This is a genomic window from Rubritalea sp. (assembly GCF_051252225.1).
GTDB lineage: Bacteria > Verrucomicrobiota > Verrucomicrobiia > Verrucomicrobiales > Akkermansiaceae > Rubritalea.
In genome coordinates this window covers 1-20,699 of record NZ_JBPOGE010000020.1, presented here as the reverse complement: position 1 = coordinate 20,699, position 20,699 = coordinate 1, and the positions used below count along the sequence as shown (strand labels likewise).

Genomic DNA, 20,699 nt, shown 5'->3' with positions numbered 1-20,699 from the left:
TAGCTTCTTAAGCATTATGAAAAATAGTTTCTTTAACAAAAATGTCAGCCGCAGATCGTTTCTCCAGGATTGTGGCAAAATGACTTCGATTGGAGCCCTCTCCTCGATCATCTCACTGAAGATGGTAAACCAAGTATTTGCAGCGAGGCCTTCTGGCTCCATTACCGACTACAAAGGGCTGGTCTGCATCTTCTTCCATGGAGGTAATGATTCCTTCAATATGTTGGCTCCAGGCTTGGGCTCATCATGGGATAATTATGTAGCGACACGTGGGAATTTAGCGCTGCCACAAGCTGAAATGCACCGCATCGTCGACTCGGTATCCGGTCAAGATTACCATGTACACCGTCGGATGGAGGGGGTGAAGAACCTCTTTGATGATGGTGACCTCAGTTTTGTCGCCAATGTGGGAACCTTAGTTGAGCCTACCACCTTGAGCCAAATGCAGGACAGTTCCGTGAAACTTCCTTATGGTCTCTATTCTCACAATGACCAGCAAAGGCAGTGGCAGACTTCTATCAGCGATACTCGATCTGGTTCAGTAACTGGGTGGGGTGGACGGATGTTAGAAATTCTCAACGATGCGGCTAACAATAATGCGACCGCTGCGGTCAACCTCTCACCTAGTGGAAGTAACATTTTCCAAGATAGTGGAAGTTCCATTCCATTTTCTATTAAGGGGGGAGTGAACAGCTTAGATCTTTATAAGACGAACAGTTCGATCAAAGATGCTGTGGATTCAGACCTAGAGAATGCCTACAGTACGGTGCTGCAAAATCACCACGAACACGTGAGAGCAAGGTCGATCGAACAGACTGAGATTTTGGAAACGATCGCAGATAGTACAGATATCGCGACACCTTTCCCGAATACCTACCTTGGCCAGCAACTGCGCCAAGTGGCGATTTATATCAAGGCTCATGGAGTGGATGGGCTCAATGCTAATAGGCAGACGTTCTTCTGTTCTCAAGGAGGGTTTGACCTACATGGTGAAGGGCTTGAGTCTCATAACAACTTACTTCAGGCGGTGAGCGATGCGCTGGTTGCCTTCAATGAAGCTCTGAAAGAAATTGGTTACCACGACAAAGTGGTGACTTACACGGCGTCTGATTTTGGTAGAAGTCTCACTACCAATGGTGGGGGAACTGACCATGGTTGGGGAGGAAACCAGATTGTGATGGGGGGACCAGTTTCAGGCGGACAAGTCTTTGGTGATTATCCAACATTAGCGCTCGGAGCATTAACTGACACAGGAAGAGGAAGGCAACTGCCGACGACTTCTGTCGATGAGTTAAATGCTTCCTTAGCGTATTGGTACGGGGTCGAAAATGATAATGAGATGGAGATAGTCGTTCCAAACATTCGTAACTTCTGGACTTCTGGTTCCACGGAAACACCTATCGCAGGGATGTTTGGTTAGTCATCATAGGACTAAAGAGAGTAACAAAACTATTCTATGAAGTGGATTTTGGCATTAGCAGCAGGCGGCTTGATTTGCATCAGCTGCCTGCTGCTTATTCAACGTGATGAGCTTGGCGACGAAGCAAAAAATCAAGGAGCATTGTCGTCACGAGTAGCAGCATCGTCCGTATCGCAGAGTGGTATTCAGAGAGTGTCGACGCGTACGCCGAGAGCACTGAAGTCGACAGAAAAAGGCAGTTCGGCGAGCGCGCTTTTTGGTTTTGACCAGTCTACTGCTATTCTGAGAAACGACCCTAATGACCCTGAACAATTACTGCCTGAGGCTAGCGAGCTCGGTAGTGTCGAGCTCGCTCCAGAGATAGAAATTGATCATGTGCTCGCTTTGTTAGGAAGTTTTCGGAGCGTGGCGAATGCAGGGTGTTTCCCAACGGGTTTCAATTATGAAATTACGAATGCTTTGTTAGGTAAAAATAAAAAGAAAATCGCATTTATTTCTGAGAAGAATGTTCGTATTAATGAGGAGGGAGAGTTGACTGATAAGTGGGGGAGTCCATATTTCTTCCACGCTGAATCGAGCACGAAGATGGAAGTACGTTCCGCGGGTGAAGACCGTAAAATGTTCACGGATGATGATGTGAGTTCGTATCGAATGTAGTAAGAACGCTGATTATTGGTATCCAGTATCTTAGAGATCTAGAAAGTCGGCAATGCGGCGCTCTAGGAAGTATTTTGGGTTCCAAGGTGTACCGCCAGTGATGAAGCCTACGTGGCCGCCGTGTGGGTAGAGTTCGTAGGTGATGCTCTCTGAGAGCTGTTCCGCAGCGGGGATGACAGCGTCAGTCATAAAGGGGTCATCTGCTGCATGGATTATGAGTGTCGGGATTTCGACATCTTGTAGAAATTGTAGACCGCTGCATTTCGCGTAGTAATCGTGGACGTCTTCGAAGCCGTGAAGGGGAGCGGTTACTTTATCGTCGAAATCGTAGAATGTCTTAAGTTTACTCACTTGAGATGGATCAAGTGGCATGGAATCTCGGAGTTGCGGGCTGGCTATCTTCTCCGCGGTTTTCCGCTGGAGTTGCTTGATGAGATGGCGCTGATAGATGGTGGAGAAACCTCCTTCTAGGCGTTTTGCACAGGATGAAAGCTGAAGTGGGGCGGAGATGATCACTGCGCGATCTACTAACGATTTCTCCCTCTGTTCTCCTAAGTATTTGGCTAAAGCATTCCCTCCTAAACTGTATCCAACGGCAAGGATTTCACTGTTTGGGTAGAGGTGTTTTATATGGGTAAAAGTATGCTGAAAGTCATCTGTTTCACCACTGTGGTAGCTCCGAGCGAGGCGGTTGTTCTCACCTGAGCAACTACGGTGATGATGAACGACTGCTGGAATTCCTAGATTCTGGCAATGAAGGATGAGGCGTTTGGCATAGGCGGAATCTGAACTGCCTTCTAGCCCGTGGAGGATGACCAGGACCTGCTCGCCGCCGTCGATATTAGACCAATCGAGGTCGATGAAATCGCCATCTTCTAGCTCAAGCCTCTCGCGTCGGAACGGGAGTTTAGGCGTTTTAAGTAGAGTGGGTAAAACCGTCTGAACGTGTGGGTTCTTAGCCCACCAGGGGATAGAGAAGTGTTTGAGCCATTTCTGATTGATGTCGTTCAGAGTCATGACTGCTGAGAGGTGTGGGAGGAGCCTTAGTTTTTACAGCTTACTTGAGAAGCTTCTTAATTTCGTTTTGGCTATCAGCAGAAAGTTCAGAAAATGGGTAAGTGATTTTCTTTTTGTTAATAAGGAAGATAACGGATGTTTGATCGGCAGATTTGATAGCTGCGGTGATAGTTTTACCCTCTTTGTTTGTCCACGCCTGCTCTTCGGCTAGAACTGCGGTATCGAGTTTACGTTTCTCTTCTTGTTGTGCTTCTTCTGCTGCGTCTTCCCGTTCTGCAAGCAATTTTTTCAGCTCGCGTGCAGCTTTTCTAGAATCACTTTTAAGTTCTTCGTAGGAAATGGCATCGATTGCTTCTTCGCCGTCTGCGCTGGTAACAAAGACCATTGGGATGTATTTCCCTGCGTCTTCACGAGCGGTATGAGCCCCTTTGGGTAGGCTTTTCCAGTCTGTGTTAGAGTTGGCGAAAACGACTGTGCCTGTGGATTTCAGATCTTTGAATGCAGCTAAACTAGCCGCAATACAAGGTCCTCACGTGGTGCCTGGGTCGGTGTACACGAAGATGAGTGGCTCCTCTTCTTGAACTGCGTTTTCTTTAGCTTCGGATAATTCCTTCATGGTGAGTACCGATTTGGGAACTGTGAATCCAGCTAGACTAACGTGGCTGAGTGCCACGAGGGTGAGTAAGGTTAAGATTGGGGATTTCATGAGCTGTCGTATGTGAGCGTTGTTATAAAAAAATGGGAGCTTTACCACTCGGCTTGCCAGAGGCGGAAACCTCCCTCGAAGGCTGCTCTATTGCAGACTTGTCGGCTATTTTTTGGTGGGTTCTCAATCAGCTCCGCATTGCCACCGCCGAGAACGATGTTGTCAGCATTGAATGCATTACTGAGGATCTCAACAGTTTTGAGTGCATGTTTGTTCCATTTTTTTTGGCCGAGATGTGCAAATCCAGCTTTGCCAACATACTCTTCAAAGCTTTTCTCATTGCGGTAGGGCAGGTGGCCAGCCTCTAAGGGAACGGCTTTACCATCTATGATAAGAGTAGTTCCGAGTCCTGTTCCAAACCCAAGGAAAAGCATGGTGCCGCCTTCGTAGCTGCCGATGGCTTGCATGGTGGCGTCGTTGATCACTTTGGTAGGCATGCCAAAGGCTGCTTCAAAATCGAAATCTACCCAGCCTGAACCTAAGTTGTGGGGTTCTTTGATGGGGCGGTTGTGATTACACGCACATGGAGCTCCGAGAGAGATGGCCTCGTAGTCCCAATCTTTTGCAGCATCGATCACTTGTCGGACGAGGCGTTTCGCTGAAAGGTTTGGATCAGAAGGGATCTTGATACGTTTTTCAATACCTGTCGCGATGAGTTTGATGTTAGTGCCGCCAATATCTACTACGAGAATGCGCTTTTTGTCAGTACTGGATGCCATAGCTAGACGCATACTAAAGATCTAGTGACAGGTAGTGCAACTACGAATAGGTGCCGATATTGTCGTTCTAAAGCTCGACATTCTGTGTAGACTCGTACATCTGAGGGATATTCAGCACATCTTATTATGGCCAGACACGCAATTTACGAAGTTTTTGATCACCAAAAAAACGAGCTATTGTTTCATTTATTAAATGAGCAAGAGGAACTTGATCAAGTACTTGTGGTGCTGCGAACTCGTGAGGGTGTGCATGCTCTCGCAAGTGAGCTAGCGAATTCAGGAGTCACGGTGGACTCAGTGCATGGTAAGAAAAAGCCCGAGCTGATCGAGCGCGCATTGAGTGATCTTAAAGCTGGTGCCATACGTGTATTAGTGGTGACTGATGCTTTTGCTAGAAATATAGACATCGCGGGAATTAAGGCGATTATCCAAGTGGATATCCCAGAGATTTTGGCTGATTACCAAGAGCGACTTGAGCTTATCAAAACTATAGATGACGGGGTGTTATACAGTTTTGAGAATCAGCATAATACGGCTTCGCTAACTGCGATCGAAGAGCTGTTAGGTACAGAGATTCCACGTGAGCGAGCAGAGGGGTTTGCCTATGACGATCGAGCAATACGTGAGAAACAGACTCGGAACAAAACTCCGAAGCACGGTCCTCGCTCGAAGCCACTTCAGCATAAAAAGAAGAAGTGGAAGCCGAAGAAGTACACGCGTTGATCTGTTTATCATTTTATTGAGCTGGGCGCTCTCTTAGGAAGCGAGCAAACCTTGGTAAACCTGTGGCGGTGAGTCCTGTGAATTGATAGGTGATAGTAGTCCCTATTTTAGGTGGTTGCTTGCGTTGCGCGTCGGAAAATCCAGATCCTAATTTGAGTTGGCGCCCACCGGGGAGTTGTACAACCAGTGCTCCTAACATACCGCTAAACTTTCCTTTTCCTTCTATGTGACCAATGACGGTGGCTTCGGCGTCCTCGTGAGGTTTTAGCTTTAACAGGTCTCTAGTGCGCTCAGCCTGGTATGTCGCTGAGCCTTTATGAAGCATGAGCCCTTCGCCGCCAGCATTGACTGTAGCTAGTAGTTGTTGATGGAGTTGCTCTATCGAGCTGACGCGAAATTGTTTTACCGCACGAAGCCAAGGGATGTTGGATTGAGCCTCGATTTTTCTTATTGCTTGGACACGTTGGTTAAATGGCCCTCCATGGTTTGGCAGGTCAAAGACACAATAATGCACTTTTTCCCATTGCGTATCATTTGGCTTTTGAGTTCGGGCAATCCCGCTGACTTGGTCAAATGCACCACGCTCAATCCACAGTTCACCGTCCATGGTGATTTCTTTTGGGAAACGAGCTGTGAACCATGCGGGAGAAACTATTTTCCGACCACTACGAGTGAGCAGATTTTGCCCATCCCAATATCCACGGACTCCATCTAGTTTTTCACTCACCCAGTATTCAGTGATGTCGATGTCATCATTTTCGTAGCTGTGGGATAATTGTAGAGGTGGGGTAGACCGTTCCTCTGCTGCACAAAGAGAGCTGAGAAGGATGCTGAATATTAGGCGAAAAATACACACAAGTTTATCTATAACATAGCTCTCAGAGCTTGAGGAGTTGAAAGTTGTTAGGTTCGGCTGTGAGCCATGTGGAGTAGAGATTTTTAGGCATGATTTGCACGGACAGGGAATCGATTTTGGTGTATGTTGCGCCTCAAGATGACTGAGAAAATAACAAATTTGGTTTCGAAGCCTGCAGATTTGAGTTCAGAGGCTAGTGCTAATACAATTTTGACAACAGTGCTAGATGCCTTTGGATGTGGCACCGGAACGATCCATATTCTGAATGATGAAAGTAAAATGTTAGAGCTTGTGGCTCAGCAGGGAATCCCTCCATTTTTGTTGGGTAAAGTTTCTGTGATTCCTGTTGGGAAAGGCATTGCTGGAGCAGCAGCTAAGCAACGTGAAGCTGTTCAGATCTGTAACTTGCAGACAGACACCACGGGGGTGGCGAAACCAGATGCTAAGAAGACTGATGTAGCTGGTTCTGTGGCTGTGCCGATCTTAGACGGCGAGACTCTGAAAGGAACATTAGGCATCGGCAAAACTAAGCCGCATGATTTCACCGAGAGCGAGGTCGCTGAACTAAATCGTGTGGCCGATTGGCTAGGCAAAGCCTAGTGCTGGTCTTCGGTAAAATAATATCGAGAACCTGAGTATTACATTGGAGTTCATTGAGGTGAACTCCTTGGTGTAGCCGGTCGTCGGCTATGCGTATTTAGCGATGCATGAGCACGAGAGCTTATTCAAACTCTGCAGTCTCGATGAATTTTTTCACGGGTCTGTGAATGATGTATTTCTCATCGACTACTGCACTTCCTTTGCGTGTGGTGCGTTTGGTCACACAGCTAGTGAGAGGGAAGATACAAGCTAGGGCGATGATGCTGAACAGGAATTTGCAGGACATAGGCATTTATGTATCAAGTGAATCTTGCTGTCACAAGGCCAGACTGTAGGTGAGATCTAGTCTCTTAGAGTAAACCAGCAATCACCAGAGAAACGATAGCCATGACGTTAATGATAATATTCATGGATGGGCCTGAAGTGTCCTTAAATGGGTCGCCTACGGTGTCGCCTACGACACAGGCACTATGAACATCAGAGCCTTTCCCTCCCAAGTTTCCATCTTCTACATATTTCTTTGCATTGTCCCACGCGCCACCAGCATTGGACATCATTAGAGCCATAAGGATGCAGCCAAGTAGAGCTCCCACCAGAGTGCCGGTGAGGGCGATAGCTCCTGAGCCATTGATGGCATTGAATCCGAAGCCAACAACGATCGGTGTTCCAACGGCTAAAAGTGCTGGGAGGAGCATTTTTCTAGTTGCGGCTCGGGTAGCGATGTCTATGCATTTGTCAGTTTCAGGCTCAGCTGTTCCTTCTAATAATCCAGGGATCTCTTTGAACTGACGACGTATCTCGGTGATCATTTCAAAGGCCGCTTCGCCCACTGCTGTCATGGTGATAGCACCATTAAGAAAGGGGACAACGCCTCCTATAAAGAGTCCCACAAAGAAGGTGGCGAGCACCGACTGGTCGATGAGGTCGAAACTGGAGATGTCTGCTTTTTCGATAAAAGCAGTGATGAGCGCGAGGGCTGCTAGACCAGCTGCACCGATGGCAAAACCTTTGCCAATAGCCGCTGTAGTATTGCCTACGGCATCGAGTCCATCGGTGATTTTACGTGTTTCAGGTCCCATCTGAGCCATTTCAGCTATGCCGCCAGCATTATCGGCGACTGGGCCGTAGGCGTCAATAGCCATGGTGATTCCCACGGTTCCTAACATTCCAACCGCTGCGAGACCTACGCCGTAGAGTCCAACAAAGTGGTAAGAGACCGCGATGATTCCTGCGAGCGTGAGTAGAGGGATGGCTACAGAGCGCATTCCAAGAGCTAGGCCGGAAATCATTACAGTGGCCACACCGGTTTCTCCTTGGCGAGCTAGATCTCTCACAGGCTTTCCGCCCGTATAATGTTCCGTGACGAGACCGATGACAATACCTCCAACAGCACCTGCAAACACGGCAAAGGCTGGGTTCGAATTAAACCCAAAGATAGCACAGACTATAAAGGAGGCGATGATGTAGAGCGCGGCTGATCCTATTGTCCCAATTCGAAGTGCTGCCGCGGGTTCTTTTGCGGCCATTAAACGCACTAACAATATCCCTAAAACTGAGCATAAGAGGCCAACGGTGGTTAGAGCTAGTGGAAGGAACATGAGGGATTCAGCATGTGCTGTAGGGACTCCTATTTTATCTAACAAAGCATCTCCGCCAGTTTGAACTGCACGAGCTCCCGCTGCGCCTGCGATGGCTATAGTGGCGATTTGAGCTCCACAATAGGACTCGAATATGTCTGAGCCCATTCCTGCGACATCACCGACATTGTCGCCGACATTGTCTGCAATGACTCCCGGGTTACGTGGGTCATCCTCGGGAATACCTGCTTCTAATTTCCCTACGAGGTCTGCTCCTACATCAGCGGCTTTGGTGAAAATTCCACCACCGACACGATAGAAGAGAGCAACGAGCGAGGCTCCCATGGCGAAGCCTTCCATAATCTCAGCGACGTGTGGTTTGTGGTCACCAGAAATGAACATCCAGAAGAGTGTTCCTAGTCCTAACAAGCCCATGGAGGCGACAGTGAGTCCCATCACAGACCCTCCAAAAAACGCTATTCCTAGAGCAGATGCCGCACCTTCTTCTTTTGCTGCGATGGTAGTTCTAACATTGGCTTTAGTCGCCGTGTACATCCCTATAAATCCTGAGAATGAAGAGGCGAGGCAGCCAAAGATGAATGCTGCGGCTTGGTACTTTGCGTATTCTTGTTTTTGGCAAAAGAATATGAGAGCCGCGATCACGACTGCGAAGACTGCAATGAGTAGGAACTCCCGCTTCATGAAGGCCATGGCTCCTTTATGAATCTTCTCAGCAATTTCAGCGACCTTTCCTTCGCCTCCTGGGCGTTTGATGATCGAGGCTAAAATAGCCGCGGCGATGCCTAGGCCAACAATTCCAGCGACTGGAGTGATCCAATACATTTCATTCATGGAGTCTTTAAAGTAAGGGTTATTTCGTCCTCACATAAATCTAACAGAATTCACAATGGGACCATTGATCAGCATAAGGGGAGATCTATGAGAGACAATGAAAAAGTGGCTAATTGATGATTATTGTATTTTGTAAGTCATTTTAAATATGCGTCTTATGGGTTGTGGTCTTAGGTGGAGATGTGAAACTCTCACTTAAAGTCGTATTGTTATTGTCTCCGGTAGTTCAGCTCTGTTGTAAGCCATCAGAAAGTATCGATGTCCAGGAGTTGCCTACGAGTGAGCCACAGGAAATGACGCTCAACGATGACGGCAAGGAGATTCAATTAGAGTTGGGGGAAGAGTTCCGCGTAAGCCTGCCTGAGAATAGGAGTACGGGCTATAAATGGGAGTTAGATGCAGGGGAGCTGCTTCATGTGAAATCAGATGTCTATATAGCTGATGCTTCACAGGTGGGAGCTGGCGGAGAGAGAGAATATGTTCTTATCGCCGAATCTGTAGGCGAGATGACGTTGGAAGCTGTGTACATTCGCCCATGGGAAACAGGAATGAAGCCCACTCAGCGCTTTGACGTGAATGTTTTGATCGAGCCGTAGAGGTGTTATTGCAGCTCTCGTTATCGCTGGTGAAGCGATAGAGGTTTCTTGATGAAATGCCGCCCTTTTTAGCAGTTTTGTTAGGTGCTCCAGCCTTTATTTATTTCACCAAGTGATTTGCCAAATATTTTATCCGCAGCTGAGCTCAGTGCACCATCGCGCTCGAGGATATCATCGGAGATCCCTAGAATTAGTCGGTTAGGATTCGCGATAGGCCGGATTCTTTGGACGTTCATGGCTGCTTCTAGTTCACTGCCTGCCCCATAGAAGTCGCTGATGATTGACATAGCCGTGGCTGTGGATCGTGAAATCCCGGCCATACAGTGGATCAGAAGCTGAGAGTCTTTTGGAATATTCCGAGCGAATTCGAGGCAGCTGAGAACATCATCATGGACTGGAGCTTTGCCGTTTTCTTGTACTTCGGTGTCATCGAAGGTGGCAAAATGAATGTCGGCATCTGGGAATCCAACATGCATTTGTTTCTGGAATGCAGTTAAGCTCGGGTTTGGGTGCCAGATTGAGATAATATGAGTGAACGGGCTACGATCGATTTTTTTGAAATCGACGACTCCGCAAATGCTGATGCTTGGTAGATAATGCATGGAGGGTAAAGGGGGGATGGTCATAGAATGAATAATACTGATGCAACCACTGAGCGGAAGAAATGTTCTATAGAGATTTCGAAACTGGATGGGTTTGACAACAAGCCGCTTGTGGAATAGTCGCTTGCGCAACCATTTCTATCTCTTTCGGAGTATTATGAGCAAGAATCAAGTAAGCAGCAATGAGCTAAATAATAATCCCGATGTAGTACTCATCGGTGGCGGAATCATGAGCGCGACATTGGGGGTGATGCTCAAGCGGCTGAAGCCAGAGCTAACGATTCAGATTATTGAGTCCTTGCCTAGTGTTGCCCTCGAGAGTTCCCATGCATGGAATAATGCTGGTACTGGGCATGCCGCCCTTTGCGAGCTGAACTACACCCCACAGCATGCAGATGGCTCTGTAACGATTGATAAAGCAGTTGCAATCAACGAACACTTCGAACAGTCGAAGCAGTTCTGGGCCTATCTTGTTGAGCAAGGAGTGATCGAATCCCCAGAGGATTTTATTCGTAAGGTGCCGCACATGAGTTTTGTCCGTGGAGAAGATGGTGTTGATTTTCTCAGTAGTCGCTTTGAAGCGATGAAAGGGCATCACTTCTTTGCTGACATGGACTATTCAGAGAATGTCGATGAGATTGGCGAGTGGGCTCCATTGCTCTCCCAAGGCCGCGAGGCTGCTGAAAAAATTGCGACTACTCGAGTAGAGGGTGGTACTGACATCGATTTTGGCTCACTCACTCAAATTTTAATCACTCATCTGAAATCGCTCGATGGCGTTAGCTTGGCGACAGAAACTTCCGTGCGTGACATAGATCGTGTGCCGAGTGGTGGCTGGAAAGTGCGTGTGCGTAGAGATGGCGAGCTGGGATCTGAAAAGATTCATGCGAAGTTTGTTTTCATTGGAGCAGGTGGTGGTTCACTGAAATTACTCCAAAAATCTGGCATTCGTGAGGGCAAGGGCTTTGGAGGTTTTCCTGTGAGCGGTCAGTTCCTTGTTTGTCAGGATGAAGAGATCATTGAGAAGCATGCTGCGAAAGTCTACGGTAAAGCAGCTGTAGGAGCTCCGCCAATGTCCGTACCGCACCTTGACACACGTGTGATTGACGGGAAGAAAAGTTTACTATTCGGTCCTTTTGCAGGATTTTCACCAAAGTTCCTCAAGCGGGGTTCTATCTTTGACCTGATCGCTTCGGTAAAGCCGGATAACCTAGGTCCCATGCTTGCGGTAGGCCGTGATAATATGAGCCTCACTGAGTATCTTTATCAAGAAGTCGTGAATACACACACCGACCGTGTGGATGTGCTGCGCGAGTTCTTCCCAGATGCGGAAGAGGGTGATTGGAAACTCGTGACAGCGGGTCAGCGGGTACAGATTATTAAGAAAGACCCAGAAGTGGGTGGAAAGCTTCAGTTCGGAACTGAGGTGGTGTCTGCAGAAGATGGGTCTATAGCTGCGCTGTTGGGCGCTTCTCCAGGGGCTTCTACTTCTGTCGCGATTATCCTAGAAGTATTAGAAAGATGTTTCGGCGATGAGATGAAAACTGGAGCTTCAACAGTGAAAGAGATGGTCAGCTCCTATGGTGATGTGCTTGCCAATGATGCAGATCGCTACGCTTCCGAACGAGCGCGCGCTGATAAGGCGCTGAAGATTATCTAAACTCGATTCTTGGCTTCAATTGGTCTTCAATTATTAATTTCAAAAAGGGCATTCACTAGGATGCTCTTTTTTTATCGGATAGATTGAGAAATTCGAGAACTTGTCATTGAGAGATTGGCTGTTATTTTCGCCGCCATGAAGCGATTTACTCTAGGATTATGCGTGATGATGGCAGGCGTAGTGGCCAGCTTGGCGGGATCTCCGCAGGGAGCGGAGCGGATTGTCAAAGAACAGCGCCTAGCGGAGTTGGAGTGGCAGCAGGAGCTACTGCTGGCTCAAACTATTTCTGAAAAAAAGGCAGTATACGCGAAGCGTCCGAATAATGCAATATACACCAACCAGATGTTCAATGAGCTGGAGTCTAGTTTAGCGGAACCTTGGGTGATGCCCTATGTGGTGTGGCAACTTCGGTATCGCCCTATGAATAGCGCGACAGTCATTACGTTAATTGAGGTGGTGGAAAAATACCACACAACTTCACCGCAGCTAGGTGAGTTTTGTATTACCCTAGTGTCTGCAGGTTCATCTGACCAACAGACTCATATGGGAGTAACGGCTACACACAGCTTAAAAAATAAAAAAGAAGAATTCCTTAATAAGGTTTTACGTGGAGGCAAAACGGCAGAGACACGGGGCCAGGCCGCGTTTGCTCTATCAGGCATGCTCGCTCAGTTAGGAGATAGCCCTGAAGTGAATAAGCGACGCTTTGAACTGTTACGTAAGGCGATTATTGATGCCGCTGATTCAAAAGTAGGAGATGTGACGCTAGCTGACTTAGCCAAAGAGGAAATTTACCGTATGACCAAGCTTTCTAAAGGTGCAATGGCTCCTAATTTGGTTGGGTCAGATACTAAAGGGATGCCGCTGAAGCTCAGTGATAGCAAAGGAAAAGTTACGGTTTTAGTATTTTGGAAAAGTTGGGAAAAGTATCAAGATGTGGCACGCGTGATGAAAAAACTAGCCACTACTTATGCTGGTGAACCGGTAGAAATTATTGGTGTCAGTGGTGATCTTTTGAGCTCTGTTCGTGATTTGGAGAAAATGGGTGAGGTGACCGGCAGCACATTTGCCGATCCCTATGGTAAGCTCTTTCAGGTTTATCGAGTAACGGAAACTCCTATGGCTTACGTCATCGATCGTGACGGGAAGATTCAGTACAATGGCGTATTAAGCAGTTTCGTGGATCTTACCGTTTCGGCATTGTTGGCTCCGGAACAGAACTAGTGGGCGATCTGACTCATGAAAAATGCCCTCTTGTTTCCAAGAGAGCATTACCTCGTACCTAAAGGGATACACACGAGTTTTATACCTTCGGCATTGTTGCTCCCTCTGGCTAATAAAGTTTATTAGGTGAGCCGAGCAATGGGCTGTTATGTGGGGGATGGTGCTTGAGGTAGCTCGATCACCGTCGGAGTGATGGCTGCTGACTCAGATGGGTGAGTGAAAGCTTCTTCCGCTTTTACTTTGGCTTTCTGCGCAGCAGCTCTTCCCGCGTTGGCTCCTTTACGGAGACCATTTTTGAGTGTCTGGGGAAGTAGCTCGTGAGCGAAAGCTCCTGCGAATACTGTGCCATAGGCGACGTTATATGCAGTGTCGAAAGCTGCGCTGGCGATGGCTTCTTTTAGCTTTGGCGCTGCTTCACGTGCTTTTTCTTTAGCATCATCTTTGGCTTGGTGAACAGCATCAGAAAATGAGTGAAAGTGGCTTTCTTCTTTTGTGGTGTCTTGATTTTCTCCGGTCATAATTTGGGGTGGGTTGTTACTTACTAATAAATCAGGTTTAGGTTGAATTGTTGATTATAATTCTAACCACCAATTATAAGGCTGAGTCATGGGGACTGCAACGTGGATTTTTGAGCGGCTGCATCGAGTGCGAAAATTTACTATAGTTTTTCATTGCCAAGAAGAGTTTTTGGCGTAGAAAAGCGCCGCACCAAATAACACCTTGCTCGGGTGGCGGAATTGGTAGACGCGCTAGACTAAGGATCTAGTGGCCGTTAAGGCCGTGGGGGTTCGATTCCCCCCTCGAGCACCATTTATCAAAAGGCCTCCAGTAACTCTGGAGGCCTTTGTTGTTTTGGGAATGTAGTTCTAAGGGGGCTGTTTAAGGCTTAGCTGTATTCAGATAGCTGATGCGTCTAGATTCGCATTACTGAATGAGTCCCCCTTTAGCTAGGCACTGTGGTTTGCAGCACTTTAGTGGAGCAATTGACTGTGAGTGGCTTAGCTCCGACTGGGAGAATAAGGAAGTCGCCAGTGCAGTAGATTGTGTTTTCGTGATCCGTTAGACTGCCTTCGATCACGGTGATGATTGAAAACTTGTCGGGTTCTGGGTTGCAGAATGATTCGGCTGCATTCAGCTCAAAGTAATCAACTTTGTAGTAGGAGCATTCGGCTAGTGTGGAGCCCTCAGGTTTGTCCATTTCTGGTTCAATGTCGTCGAAATCGATGCATTTCATTGACTCCTCAATATGGAGGTCGCGAGGATTTCCATCGAGACCGACACGGTTCCAGTCGAACACGCGATAGGTGGTGTCGGAGTTTTGCTGAATCTCGTAGATGACGATTCCCGCCCCGATGGCGTGCAGGCGGCCAGAGGGGATATGGATGGAGTCACCTGATTTTGGGTAAATGGTGTGAATGAGCTTGTCGGGGTCTCCATTGTTGAGGGCTGTTTGGAATGCCTCTTTAGTAGTGCCTTTTTTAAAACCAAAATAGATAGCAGCTCCCGGTTCGGCGTGGGCGATGTACCACATTTCCGTTTTTGGTTTGCCTTTTAGTACTGCTGCAAGGTGCTGAGGGGGGTGAACTTGAATGGAGAGGTCGGTTTGAGCATCGAGAATTTTCACCAATAGGGGGAAGCGTTCAGAGGTGTAATTGCCGAATAGTTCAGTCCGGTGATTCTCCCAAAGCTCGTGGAGGCTTTTGCCTTTAAAATTATTTGAGGTGACAAGCGATTGAGCCTCCGGTCGATCAGAGATCTCCCAAGCCTCGCCGTAAGGCGTATCTGTATCAGGTAGCTGGCGATTATAGATGGTTTCGAGCTTTCTGCCACCCCATACGCGTTGTTGGTAGATGGGGGTGAAGGTAATCGGAGTCATGATAGTGGTAGCATTTGTGACAATTTGTTGAGCAGTTGTCTAGCAGAAGGAGATAGAAAGTATCGACACCTTGTGGATAAAGGGTTATTCCCCACAGTCATTGCTGCCTATAAAGGTGGCTCTTAAATTCCCTAGATACCTGAAGAATATGAAAATTTGTTGTATTGGAGCTGGATACGTTGGTGGGCCTACTATGGCTATGATTGCCAATAAGTGCCACGATATCGAAGTGGCTGTCGTTGATTTGAACGAAGAACGTATAGCTGCATGGAATTCTCCAAGTCTTCCGATCTATGAGCCAGGGCTACAGGAGATTGTTGAGGAACGCCGCGGCAAAAACCTCTTCTTTTCTTCTGAAGTTAAGAAATATATCAAGGACGCGGATGTGATCTTCATTTCCGTAGGTACACCTACTAAGAGCTACGGAATTGGCGCAGGTCAAGCTGCAGAACTAGGTTATGTAGAAGGCTGTGCACGAATGATTGCAGAGGTTTGTGAAGGTCCTAAGATCGTGATCGAGAAGTCCACCGTTCCTGTGCGTACGGCTGAGGTGATCAAGAGCGTCTTCACTGGCTACGATAAGGGACACCTTTTTGAAATTCTTTCGAATCCTGAGTTCCTCGCAGAAGGTACTGCCATTACTGATCTCGATAATCCAGACCGTGTTCTTATCGGTGGAGACTCTACTGAGACCGGTAAAAAAGCGGTGCAGACTGTGGTGGATATTTATAACCGTTGGGTTCCGCGCGAGAACATCATTACTACCAATGTTTGGTCTTCAGAGCTTTCTAAGCTCGTAGCCAATGCCTTCCTCGCTCAGCGCGTTTCTTCGATCAATGCGATTTCAGCTGTCTGTGAAGCATCTGGTGCAGATGTGGATGAAGTGGCGAATGCGATCGGTAAGGATAGCCGTATCGGCCCTAAGTTTCTCAAATCTTCCGTCGGTTTTGGTGGTTCATGCTTCCAGAAAGACATTCTCAATCTCGTGTACCTTTGTGAGCATTTTGGCCTCGCGGACGTGGCTGAGTACTGGCACCAAGTGATCAAGATCAACGAATACCAACGTAAACGCTTCACCCGGAAAATCATCCACAGCCTCTATAACACGCTTAAAGGGAAGCGTATTGCTGTGTTAGGTTTTGCCTTTAAAAAGGATACCAACGATACGCGCGAGTCTGCTGCGATCTATATCTGTCGCGACTTTATCGAAGAAGGTGCTGACATCGCGGTCTACGACCCACAGGTGGACGCAGAGGAGATTAAAGGTCTGACAAGTGAGAAAGTGGAAGTTTGTGGGTCAGCTGCTGAGGCAGTTGCTGGTGCGCACGCTGTGCTTGTACTCACTGAGTGGGATGAATTTAAGACTCTCGACTACACGGCGCTCTACGAGAGCATGGTGAAGCCAGCGCATATCTTTGATGGCCGTAACATCCTAGATCTCGCTGAGCTCGAGAAGATCGGTTTCAATGCATTCGGTATTGGTAAAGCTTAAGTAAGATCTCAATCTTTTGGAAGACCCGTTACTCTGGAATCAGAGTGCGGGTTTTTTTATTGGTGGTCAGCCACTGATCAACTTGTTTACTGCTCTGGACTCGCATGAAGAAACTACATCTTATTGACAGAGAGATAGATGAGGGTTTTCTGTTCCGTATCCACATGATGCATCATTTTACGCGACTGATTACGCTTATCCTTACATTCACCTGCCTCGGCGATGCTGTGTGTGCTGGGGAGGCATGTTGTGGCGAGAGTGCGTCAGCTTCTGAGCTGTCCAATGAGAGTGTCCGTATTCAATTGGCCTGTGATTATGCCGCCGTGGTGCCTGGGCAATTGGTGCGTGTGGGTTTTCTCGTGAAGCATGGCGAGGGCTATCACACGTATTGGAAACAGCCGGGGATCGTGGGTTATCCCATGCAGATGAAATTTCTCCAGCCCAAGCTAGAAATTGCGCCAGAGGTGGACTGGGATTTACCAGAGCGAGTATCGATGAATGGGCATCCAGCGCACGGCTTTAAGCGCGATGTAGTCCATTCCTTTTCGCTGCAGGTTCCTGAAAAGGTGGAGGGTGATTCCTTTGTGATTGAGGTAGATCTAGCGTGGATGGCCTGTGCGACCAATTGCTTTCCGCAGAATAAGCGATTTCATCTCGAGGTGCCTCTTGGCGAGGTAGCGAAGCGATCTGCACACTTTGCGCAATTACAAGAGTGGGAAGTCGCTCCTCTGAGCTCGTGGGAAGTCTCCGCTGTGAGAGAGGGGGACTGGTACGAGATTGTGCTCCTGCCAATTGGAGATAATGTGAAACCTCTCGAAGGGGTGTATCTCTTTAGTGAGGACGGGCAATTGACCTCATCCTTCGTGCAGGAGGTCAAAAAGCGTGCAGATGGGAGCCTAGTTCTGCGAGCGGAGGCCTCTGGTACTGTAGAGATCGCTGATACGCTCCCGTGTTTGCTCTATGCGGAAAAGGGGCTGGGGGCTGAGAAGTTTGTGCGGATAGAGCCTAAGCTGCATGTGGAAGAGTGAGGGAAAGCATCGATCGATGACTAGGCAGACCTGTGTTAGTTAAAACAGTGGCTATCCTTGTGTCGCGGGCCTTTTACCCTCGCTCTTGCAGCTGACGCAGCGACCAGAGCCCGCTCGTTCGCAGATTATCTCTGGGTTTGCTCCCACCCATTTTACGCTGCTCGCTGAGATAGGAACCTTTCAGATTATCGATCACTCCATTTACCCATGCTTGGCTCCCAAGCACAGCTCCATCCACAAAGTACCTAGACTCACATCGAGCAATGTTAGCAGTAGAGAGTCGGCCATCTCTTTGGACTTCATGTTCTAACTCCTTTTCTCCGAATCCTCTTCTCTGCCTACCATGCCTCTGGGCATGTGCGCTTACCTTTGGATATTGTCTGTCCTTTTAAATGCTTTTAAATGAAATCAATTAGCACTCCTAATTTAACCTGCCATTACTACTGTAACTATGTATGTTCCCCTTACTTTCCATACGTTAAAAGCACCTCGCACCCTTTCTCTATGAAATCATTCTACTTCATATCTCTCCTCATTCTTAGTTTAGGATTCCATACCTCGCTAAGCGCCGACGACATTCAACACGGCACCATCGAAGTCATCGAGAATGATACTGCCAACGAGACAACGTCGGTCACACTCAGCCTCAGCACAGGCTCCAGCTCTGGCGTCAGCATTGACACCTCCAACAGCAACCGTGGCGATTACGAGCTAGACTTCTCCACCACCAACAATGATGTAGCCGATGGTGTGCTCATCTCTTCAGTCGCAGAAAATGGCCGCGACCCTGGCGACGGCATCAAATACGCCACTTCTGGCATCGCGATCAACAACGACAGCACACAATATTTCATCCCAATCCATCAGAGCGTGGATGCCGCAAGTCAGGAATTTAACATCAATGCTTCGTTCGCATGGTTCCCTTATTCTGACTGGATCGGTGGCGTCGCCAACAATAGTTCCAATGGTGGCGCGATCGACAGTTTCACTGGCAGCAGTGGCATTAACCTCGGCACCGAATTCATCGATCATGCCGACGGCAGCTACACCCTCGATCACACTGTGGCCCAATCCTCCGAAGGCATCCTCTTAGTCTGTTCAGCTGAAAACGAAGACAATTACGCGCTCTCCCGAGCCAACAACGACGGCTCCTTTACCATTTACAGCCATGACAACTTTGTAAATGGCGCCGTTTATGAACGCGATTCCGTCGCATTTGTGTATCTACCATTCAACACCACATCCTCCAAAATCATCGCCTTTGGGCGTATTAACGGCCCCGCGAGCACAGGTGCCGCCAATACGGTCGGAAACTTCACCATCGAACAGGACGGCGGCACGTGGACACTCGCCATCCCTGACCACAGCCCAAACACTGGCACCCTCATCTTCAGCCCAGAGGGGGGAGACGATTTTAATGTCGATAACATCCTCTCCTCCCAGTGGGACTCAGAGAATGATCAATGGGTCATCCAGTCCCGAGACCTGACCGGACTCGACCTACAGGGCACCGGGGAAGAAGATGCCTTCAGCTTCGCTTTTATTGCAGAACCCATCCGCATCTACGTAGATGTAGATGCCGATGGCAGCGGCGACGGCGCCTCATGGACAGATGCGTATACAGACCTGCAAGACGCCCTCGCCGTCGCGAGCTCGGGCAGCCAAATCTGGGTCGCCCAAGGCACTTATTATCCAGATCAAGGGACCGCGCAAACGGCAGGCGACCGCACATCCACCTTTCAACTCAGAAATGAAGTCGCACTCTATGGCGGTTTCACAGGCACAGAGAACGACCTCACGGAACGTGATCCCGCCGCCCACCCCACCATACTATCTGGAGATCTCGATGGAGATGATGGCACATACTTCGAAAATAATTCGGAAAACGCCTACCACGTCGTCACAGGATCAGGCACCACGGCCACTGCGATGATAGATGGATTCACCATCACAGCGGGCAATGCAAACGGCAGTTTCCTTCATATTGTCGGTGCCGGACTCTACAATGAAGAAGGATCACCCACGCTCAACAATTGCTCTCTCTCGGGAAATTATTCGACAGGCTTAGGCGGGGCGATTTATAACGACTCTTCCTCACCAACACTCAACAACTGCTCTCTCTCGGATAATTCGGCAAGCTTAGGCGGGGCGATTTATAACCTCTCCTCCTCACCCACGCTCAACGACTGCTCTCTCTCGGACAATTGGACATACGACGGCGGGGCGATTTATAACGACTCTTCCTCACCAACACTCAACAACTGCTCTCTCTCGGGTAATTCAGCAGACTACGGCGGGGCGATTTATAACGACTCCTCCTCTCCCACACTCAACAACTGCTCTCTCTCGGGTAATTCAGCAGACTACGGCGGGGCGATTTATAACGACAACGACTCCTCCTCACCAACACTCAACAACTGCTCTCTCTCGGGTAATTCGGCAGACGACGACGGCGGGGCGATTTATAACGACTTCTCCTCATCAACAACACTCAATAACTGCTCTCTCTCGGATAATTCGGCAAGCTTAGGCGGGGCGATTTTTAACTCTAGCTCCTCACCAACACTCAACAACTGTTCTCTCTCGGGTAATTCGGCAGACGGCTCCGGCGGGGCGATTAGTAACGACTCTTCCTCACCAACACTCAACAACTGCTCTCTCTCGGGTAATTCGGCAGACGGCTCCGGCGGGGCGATTAGTAACGAATACTACTCCTCACCCACGCTCAACAACTGCTCTCTCTCGGATAATTCGGCATACTCCGGCGGGGCGATTTATAACTTATACTCCTCACCAACACTCAACAACTGCTCTCTCTCGGGTAATAATTCGGCACGCTTAGGTGGGGCGATTCTTAACTCTAGTTCCTCACCAACACTCAACAACTGCTCTCTCTCGGGAAATTCGGTAGACTACGACGGCGGGGCGATTTATAACTCAGCCTCCTCACCCACACTTAACAACTGCTTTCTCTCGGGAAATTCGGCAGACTACGGAGGGGCGATTTATAACTACTACTACTCCTCACCAACACTAAATAACTGCTCTCTCTCAGGAAATTCGGCAGACTACGACGGCGGGGCGATTTATAATC

Annotated in this window: 19 protein-coding genes, 1 tRNA gene and 1 pseudogene; 11 read left to right on the top strand and 10 right to left on the bottom strand. The window is 48.4% G+C overall.

Annotated features, from left to right (window positions below):
- Positions 1–16: 16 nt before the first annotated feature.
- Positions 17–1,420 carry a DUF1501 domain-containing protein gene (locus ACSHX2_RS13825; protein WP_435693541.1) on the top strand — a complete coding sequence of 468 codons (1,404 nt, stop codon included), beginning with the start codon at positions 17–19 and terminating at the stop codon, positions 1,418–1,420.
- A gap of 36 nt (positions 1,421–1,456) precedes the next feature.
- Positions 1,457–2,077, top strand: coding sequence for a hypothetical protein (locus ACSHX2_RS13820; RefSeq protein WP_435693540.1), 621 nt, complete (start codon positions 1,457–1,459; stop codon positions 2,075–2,077).
- A 30-nt stretch (positions 2,078–2,107) separates the two neighbouring features.
- Here the strand turns inward: ACSHX2_RS13820 and ACSHX2_RS13815 are convergent, their stop codons facing one another.
- The 4 genes from ACSHX2_RS13815 to ACSHX2_RS13800 all read right to left on the bottom strand — a co-directional run bounded on the left by ACSHX2_RS13815 (position 2,108) and on the right by ACSHX2_RS13800 (position 4,519).
- Positions 2,108–3,094, bottom strand: a complete 987-nt coding sequence (locus ACSHX2_RS13815; RefSeq protein WP_435693539.1) for a hydrolase — start codon at positions 3,092–3,094, stop codon at positions 2,108–2,110.
- Positions 3,095–3,134: 40 nt separating this feature from the next.
- Positions 3,135–3,479: a hypothetical protein gene (locus ACSHX2_RS13810; protein ID WP_435693538.1), complete on the bottom strand. Its 345-nt coding sequence runs from the start codon at positions 3,477–3,479 to the stop codon at positions 3,135–3,137.
- A 144-nt stretch (positions 3,480–3,623) separates the two neighbouring features.
- Positions 3,624–3,800, bottom strand: coding sequence for a hypothetical protein (locus ACSHX2_RS13805; RefSeq protein ID WP_435693537.1), 177 nt, complete (start codon positions 3,798–3,800; stop codon positions 3,624–3,626).
- 41 nt (positions 3,801–3,841) lie between these two features.
- Complete coding sequence (locus ACSHX2_RS13800) at positions 3,842–4,519, bottom strand: ROK family protein (protein ID WP_435693536.1); 678 nt, start codon at positions 4,517–4,519, stop codon at positions 3,842–3,844.
- Positions 4,520–4,645: 126 nt separating this feature from the next.
- On the opposite strand from ACSHX2_RS13800, the gene ACSHX2_RS13795 reads away from it, so the two are divergent.
- Positions 4,646–5,242: a helicase-related protein gene (locus ACSHX2_RS13795; protein WP_435693535.1), complete on the top strand. Its 597-nt coding sequence runs from the start codon at positions 4,646–4,648 to the stop codon at positions 5,240–5,242.
- Positions 5,243–5,255: 13 nt separating this feature from the next.
- Here the strand turns inward: ACSHX2_RS13795 and ACSHX2_RS13790 are convergent, their stop codons facing one another.
- Positions 5,256–6,098: a DNA ligase gene (locus tag ACSHX2_RS13790; RefSeq protein WP_435693534.1), complete on the bottom strand. Its 843-nt coding sequence runs from the start codon at positions 6,096–6,098 to the stop codon at positions 5,256–5,258.
- A gap of 123 nt (positions 6,099–6,221) precedes the next feature.
- Between ACSHX2_RS13790 and ACSHX2_RS13785 the strand changes: the two genes are divergently transcribed.
- Positions 6,222–6,698 carry a GAF domain-containing protein gene (locus tag ACSHX2_RS13785; RefSeq protein WP_435693533.1) on the top strand — a complete coding sequence of 159 codons (477 nt, stop codon included), beginning with the start codon at positions 6,222–6,224 and terminating at the stop codon, positions 6,696–6,698.
- A gap of 121 nt (positions 6,699–6,819) precedes the next feature.
- Here ACSHX2_RS13785 and ACSHX2_RS13780 read toward each other — a convergent pair whose 3' ends face one another.
- Positions 6,820–6,984: a hypothetical protein gene (locus tag ACSHX2_RS13780; RefSeq protein WP_435693532.1), complete on the bottom strand. Its 165-nt coding sequence runs from the start codon at positions 6,982–6,984 to the stop codon at positions 6,820–6,822.
- A gap of 64 nt (positions 6,985–7,048) precedes the next feature.
- Positions 7,049–9,127, bottom strand: coding sequence for a sodium-translocating pyrophosphatase (locus ACSHX2_RS13775; RefSeq protein ID WP_435693531.1), 2,079 nt, complete (start codon positions 9,125–9,127; stop codon positions 7,049–7,051).
- A gap of 182 nt (positions 9,128–9,309) precedes the next feature.
- Here ACSHX2_RS13775 and ACSHX2_RS13770 point away from each other — a divergent pair, with 182 nt between their 5' ends.
- On the top strand, positions 9,310–9,723 hold the full coding sequence (locus ACSHX2_RS13770; RefSeq protein ID WP_435693530.1) for a protease inhibitor I42 family protein: 414 nt from the start codon (positions 9,310–9,312) through the stop codon (positions 9,721–9,723).
- An 80-nt stretch (positions 9,724–9,803) separates the two neighbouring features.
- On the opposite strand, the gene ACSHX2_RS13765 is transcribed toward ACSHX2_RS13770, so the two are convergent.
- Complete coding sequence (locus ACSHX2_RS13765) at positions 9,804–10,325, bottom strand: hypothetical protein (protein ID WP_435693529.1); 522 nt, start codon at positions 10,323–10,325, stop codon at positions 9,804–9,806.
- A 157-nt stretch (positions 10,326–10,482) separates the two neighbouring features.
- On the opposite strand from ACSHX2_RS13765, the gene mqo reads away from it, so the two are divergent.
- Positions 10,483–11,985 (top strand): malate dehydrogenase (quinone), encoded by a 1,503-nt coding sequence (gene mqo, locus ACSHX2_RS13760; protein ID WP_435693528.1) that lies wholly within the window; start codon positions 10,483–10,485, stop codon positions 11,983–11,985.
- Positions 11,986–12,150: 165 nt separating this feature from the next.
- Positions 12,151–13,209: a peroxiredoxin family protein gene (locus ACSHX2_RS13755; protein ID WP_435693527.1), complete on the top strand. Its 1,059-nt coding sequence runs from the start codon at positions 12,151–12,153 to the stop codon at positions 13,207–13,209.
- Between the two features lie 146 nt (positions 13,210–13,355).
- Here ACSHX2_RS13755 and ACSHX2_RS13750 read toward each other — a convergent pair whose 3' ends face one another.
- Positions 13,356–13,727 (bottom strand): hypothetical protein, encoded by a 372-nt coding sequence (locus ACSHX2_RS13750; RefSeq protein WP_435693526.1) that lies wholly within the window; start codon positions 13,725–13,727, stop codon positions 13,356–13,358.
- A 204-nt stretch (positions 13,728–13,931) separates the two neighbouring features.
- On the opposite strand from ACSHX2_RS13750, the gene ACSHX2_RS13745 reads away from it, so the two are divergent.
- Positions 13,932–14,019: transfer RNA gene (locus tag ACSHX2_RS13745), tRNA-Leu, on the top strand.
- Positions 14,020–14,152: 133 nt separating this feature from the next.
- Here ACSHX2_RS13745 and ACSHX2_RS13740 read toward each other — a convergent pair.
- A complete protein-coding gene (locus tag ACSHX2_RS13740) occupies positions 14,153–15,085 on the bottom strand; it encodes a type I phosphomannose isomerase catalytic subunit (protein ID WP_435693525.1) in 933 nt (310 codons plus the stop codon).
- A 148-nt stretch (positions 15,086–15,233) separates the two neighbouring features.
- Between ACSHX2_RS13740 and ACSHX2_RS13735 the strand changes: the two genes are divergently transcribed.
- From ACSHX2_RS13735 to ACSHX2_RS13725, 3 genes and pseudogenes are all read left to right on the top strand, one after another.
- Positions 15,234–16,577: a nucleotide sugar dehydrogenase gene (locus ACSHX2_RS13735; protein WP_435693524.1), complete on the top strand. Its 1,344-nt coding sequence runs from the start codon at positions 15,234–15,236 to the stop codon at positions 16,575–16,577.
- Between the two features lie 104 nt (positions 16,578–16,681).
- Positions 16,682–17,605 (top strand): protein-disulfide reductase DsbD domain-containing protein, encoded by a 924-nt coding sequence (locus ACSHX2_RS13730; RefSeq protein WP_435693523.1) that lies wholly within the window; start codon positions 16,682–16,684, stop codon positions 17,603–17,605.
- Between the two features lie 504 nt (positions 17,606–18,109).
- Positions 18,110–20,699, top strand: a pseudogene (locus ACSHX2_RS13725) (hypothetical protein); the annotation flags it as partial.